Below are 3,450 nucleotides of genomic sequence, written 5' to 3' on the forward strand. Positions count from 1 at the left end.
CCTGCCGCGCGAGCCCCGGGGGCGCCAGTGGCAGGTGCGTCCGGTGCGCGAGCGGGTCCGGTTCCAGCACGCATGTCGCGGTCCGTCCCCCCGCGAACCTGGTTCGCCCGATCCCGCCCGGCGCCAGCCCAGCACGGACAGCTCGACGTCGCTCGTTTCCGGAGCGCCGGCGCCGGGTGGCGGGTCCCGGTGGCGGGCGGGAGCGGCCGGTGGAGGGGTGGGCCGGGCGCTCACCTGCGGGAGGGCACCGGTGCCGAGCTCCGGCGTGGCGCACCGCGCGCCCAGGACGGGCCCGGGTTCACGCCTGGCGAGCCTTGTTGCGGGGGTCCCGCTTGTTGATCACGTACACCTTGCCCCGGCGCCGCACGACCTGAGCCCCGGGCTTCTTCTTCAGCGATCGCAGTGACCTGCGGACCTTCATGCGCTTCTCCTTCGTGTCGACGACCTGCGGTGGCGGTGGTGCCCCGACACCGGGACCCGGTAGAGCGACGCTCTCGTCCACCTGGTGGGGGCGTGGGAGACGCCCCGGGTGGTGCCCCTCGGCGGGGCACCACCCTCGTGGATGGGAGGGCATCCATGTGGGACCTTACACGACAACGGTTTTCATTTTCACTTGCCCTGGAGGCGGTCACCGGTCGGAGCGGCGCCGCTGGCGGACCGGCGAGAAGGCCCGGTGGAGGCGACCTCACCAGAAGCGACCCCGGGCCGAACCTGAAACGATTATCGTTAGCGACATGACCGCGCATCGACTTCCGGTGGACCGCCCCTCCTTCGACTCCGCGACGGCCCACTTCGACGACCTCGGACCCCACCTGTGGGAACCGATCGGGGCGGCGACGGTGGCCGCCCTGGACCTCCGGCCCGGTGAGCGGGTCCTGGACGCATGCTGCGGCACCGGCGCCTCCGCGCTGCCCACCGCGCGCCTGGTGGGAGCGGACGGACTCGTGGACGCCGTGGACGTCTCCGTGCCGATGGTCGACCAGCTCCGCCGGCACGCCGCCGACCTCCCCCAGCTCCGCGCCACCTCGGCCGACGTCACCACCTGGGAACCCTCGGGGTACGACGTCGTCCAGGCCGTGCTCGGCATCTTCTTCTTCCCCGACATGGCGGCCGGCACCGACCACCTCGTCAGCAGGGCACGGGTCGGGGGCCGGGTCGGGCTGACGATCTGGCGACGCGGCGCGATGGAGGCGGCAGGCGTGCGACTGGGCAGGGCCGTCTCCGAGGTGCTCGGTACCCCACCCGCCGGCCCGCCCGCGGCCGCGCCCCCGGAGCGGGACGTCAGGACCGTGGACGGCTTCACCGGCTGGCTGCGGGAGCGGGATCTCCACGACGTCGTGGTGCGGGTCCACGAACACCGGCTGCCCATGACGCCCGAGATCGCCTGGCTCGTGGTCCTCGGCTCCGGCTTCCGCGCGGCCCTCGACCCCCTCGACGAGGAGGGGGTCGAAGCCGTCCGGAACCGCTATCTGCACCTGCTCGCCGAGGACGACGTGACCGAGCTGGACGCCACGACCCTGGTGGGTACCGGGAGTCGGCGCTGAGGCGGCACGGAGCATGACCCCGACAAAGCCGGCGGACGCGTTTCCGCACGACGACCATTTCCGGGAATCGCATTTCCGCACTGAGAGTCATAAGCCGGAAACAGGCTGCGACGCCCTATTCGTCCGCCGGTTTCGGGGCCGCGTGCCGGCTACGCCTCGTGTGGCGCTCCCCCCGCCGGCGGGCGACATTGTTCCGGCGCTTTTCCCACCGGAGTCGGCGTCGGAATCGGCTGCTCCGCCGGGCCTCAGCTCCCCACCGTGGCCGCTGCGGAAAGGTGCCGCCTCGTCCAGACGAGCGCGACGACGGCGCCCACGAGCATGACCAGGACCGAGCTGGCGATGAGGACCGGGTAGCCGGTGAGCCCCGCCAGCCCCAGGCCGACCGAGCTGAGGACGATCCGGCACATCCCGATCATGGACATCGGGATCGTGTAGTCGGTGGCGGCCGAGCTCTTCCTGGCCAGTTCCATCGAGATGGTCGACACCCAGGTCATCTTGGCCCCGTAGGCGACCGCCATGACCACCAGCGCCCCGGCGGTCAGCCCGTACCCGCCGCCCCCGAACGCCAGGGGCAGCAGGCAGGCCGTCGCCACCGCCCCCACCACCCCGGCCACCACGACGGGTGCGGTACGGCCGAACCGCGTGATCAGGGCGCCCGCCACCAGTGCCACGCCGGCCTGCGCCGCCACCGCCAGGGTGTACTGCACCAGCGCGATCTCGTCGAGCGACCAGTCGACCGCCAGGAGCATCGCCGACTGCGGCGCGGACGCGAGCCAGTCGCCGAGCAGGAAGACCGGGATCACCAGCAGCGTCCAGACCGCCGTCCGGCGGTGGCGGAAGAAGCTGAGCAGCGCCCGCCACGGCTCCGACCGGTCGGCGGGCCGCACGACCGGTTCGACGAGCCGGGCCAGCACCGCGAGGGGGATGAGGAAGACCGTGGCCAGGGCCAGCAGGGTCGTCGTCCAGCCCGCGTGGGAGTAGAGGAACAGGGCGCCGCCGGAACCGATGAGGATGGACAGGCTCGCCGCCGCCACCTGGATGCCGTTGGCGACCCCGTAGTCGCTCGGCGGCAACAGGCGCACCGCCATGCCGTTGATCGCGGTGTCGTGGAAGGCCGAGATGACCAGGAGCAGCGTCATCAGCACCAGCGTCGGCCCCAGGTTGCCCACCGGGTCGAGCCCGGCGAGGACGACGAGTAAGAGGACGAGCACGACCTGCGTCGACAGGAGCCAGGCGCGGTAGTGGCCGAACCGGACCGAGCCGAACCGGTCGATCACCGGGCCGATGAGGAACCGGCTGAAGTAGACGACGCCGAGCAGGTTGATCAGCGCCACGGTGCCCAGGGAGACCCCCCGTCCCAGCAGGATCGTGCCGAGCGCGCCGAAGAAGAACGAGTAGCCGATGTCGGCGACGAGGAACAGCGCGGTGATGACGCCGAGCCGGTGCGCGCGTCCCAGCTGACCCGGTTCCGCCGGACCGACCTGCCCGGTCGGTCCGTTCCCGGTCCCGGGTACGACACCGTGTTCAGTGCCCCGCATCGTCTCTCCCTACAATTGACATGACTGACCGGCAGTCACGTGAATGACTACAGTTGGCGCTAACAGCGCTGTGTGCGGCACGGGACCGCGTTGTATACGCTGTTCCGGACCGAAAGGGGATGAGGTGGCACGCACGAAACCGGGCGAGCAGCGCCGCAGCGAATTGCTCGACGCCGCCGAATCACGCGTGCTTCAGGACGGCATCGACTCCCTCACGGTCGATGACATCACGGTTGGTGCCGGCGTCGCGAAGGGAACCTTCTACCTCCATTTCACGAACAAGGACGATCTTCTCGGCGCCCTGCGCGACCGGTACGTCCAGCGGTTCGTGAGCAGCCAGCGGCAGGGGGGGGGGGGGGGGGGGGGGG

General features: G+C 71.3%; 4 protein-coding genes. 2 read left to right on the forward strand and 2 right to left on the reverse strand.

The window, feature by feature from the left end; all coding sequences use genetic code 11:
- Positions 1 to 298: 298 nt before the first annotated feature.
- Complete coding sequence (ykgO, locus tag ACTIDRAF_RS0212015) at positions 299 to 421, reverse strand: type B 50S ribosomal protein L36 (protein WP_016698990.1); 123 nt, start codon at positions 419 to 421, stop codon at positions 299 to 301.
- A gap of 313 nt (positions 422 to 734) precedes the next feature.
- Here ykgO and ACTIDRAF_RS0212020 point away from each other — a divergent pair, with 313 nt between their 5' ends.
- Positions 735 to 1,544, forward strand: a complete 810-nt coding sequence (locus ACTIDRAF_RS0212020) for a class I SAM-dependent methyltransferase (protein ID WP_039786953.1) — start codon at positions 735 to 737, stop codon at positions 1,542 to 1,544.
- Positions 1,545 to 1,789: 245 nt separating this feature from the next.
- On the opposite strand, the gene ACTIDRAF_RS0212025 is transcribed toward ACTIDRAF_RS0212020, so the two are convergent.
- The gene (locus tag ACTIDRAF_RS0212025) at positions 1,790 to 3,082 is read right to left on the reverse strand and encodes an MFS transporter (protein WP_016698992.1); all 1,293 of its coding nucleotides are present in this window, start codon (positions 3,080 to 3,082) and stop codon (positions 1,790 to 1,792) included.
- A gap of 124 nt (positions 3,083 to 3,206) precedes the next feature.
- On the opposite strand from ACTIDRAF_RS0212025, the gene ACTIDRAF_RS32800 reads away from it, so the two are divergent.
- Positions 3,207 to 3,450 (forward strand): TetR/AcrR family transcriptional regulator (locus tag ACTIDRAF_RS32800; RefSeq protein ID WP_211215326.1); only part of this gene is annotated, 244 nt, incomplete at its 3' end.

The organism is Actinoalloteichus spitiensis RMV-1378 (assembly GCF_000239155.1).
In the GTDB taxonomy this organism is placed as follows: domain Bacteria; phylum Actinomycetota; class Actinomycetes; order Mycobacteriales; family Pseudonocardiaceae; genus Actinoalloteichus_B; species Actinoalloteichus_B spitiensis.

Excerpts from the sequence above, each read along its gene's own strand:
- ykgO (WP_016698990.1), bottom strand. The coding sequence starts at position 421 with ATGAAGGTCCGCAGGTCACTGCGATCGCTGAAGAAGAAGCCCGGGGCT.
- ACTIDRAF_RS0212020 (WP_039786953.1), top strand. The coding sequence starts at position 735 with ATGACCGCGCATCGACTTCCGGTGGACCGCCCCTCCTTCGACTCCGCG.
- ACTIDRAF_RS0212025 (WP_016698992.1), bottom strand. The coding sequence starts at position 3,082 with ATGCGGGGCACTGAACACGGTGTCGTACCCGGGACCGGGAACGGACCG.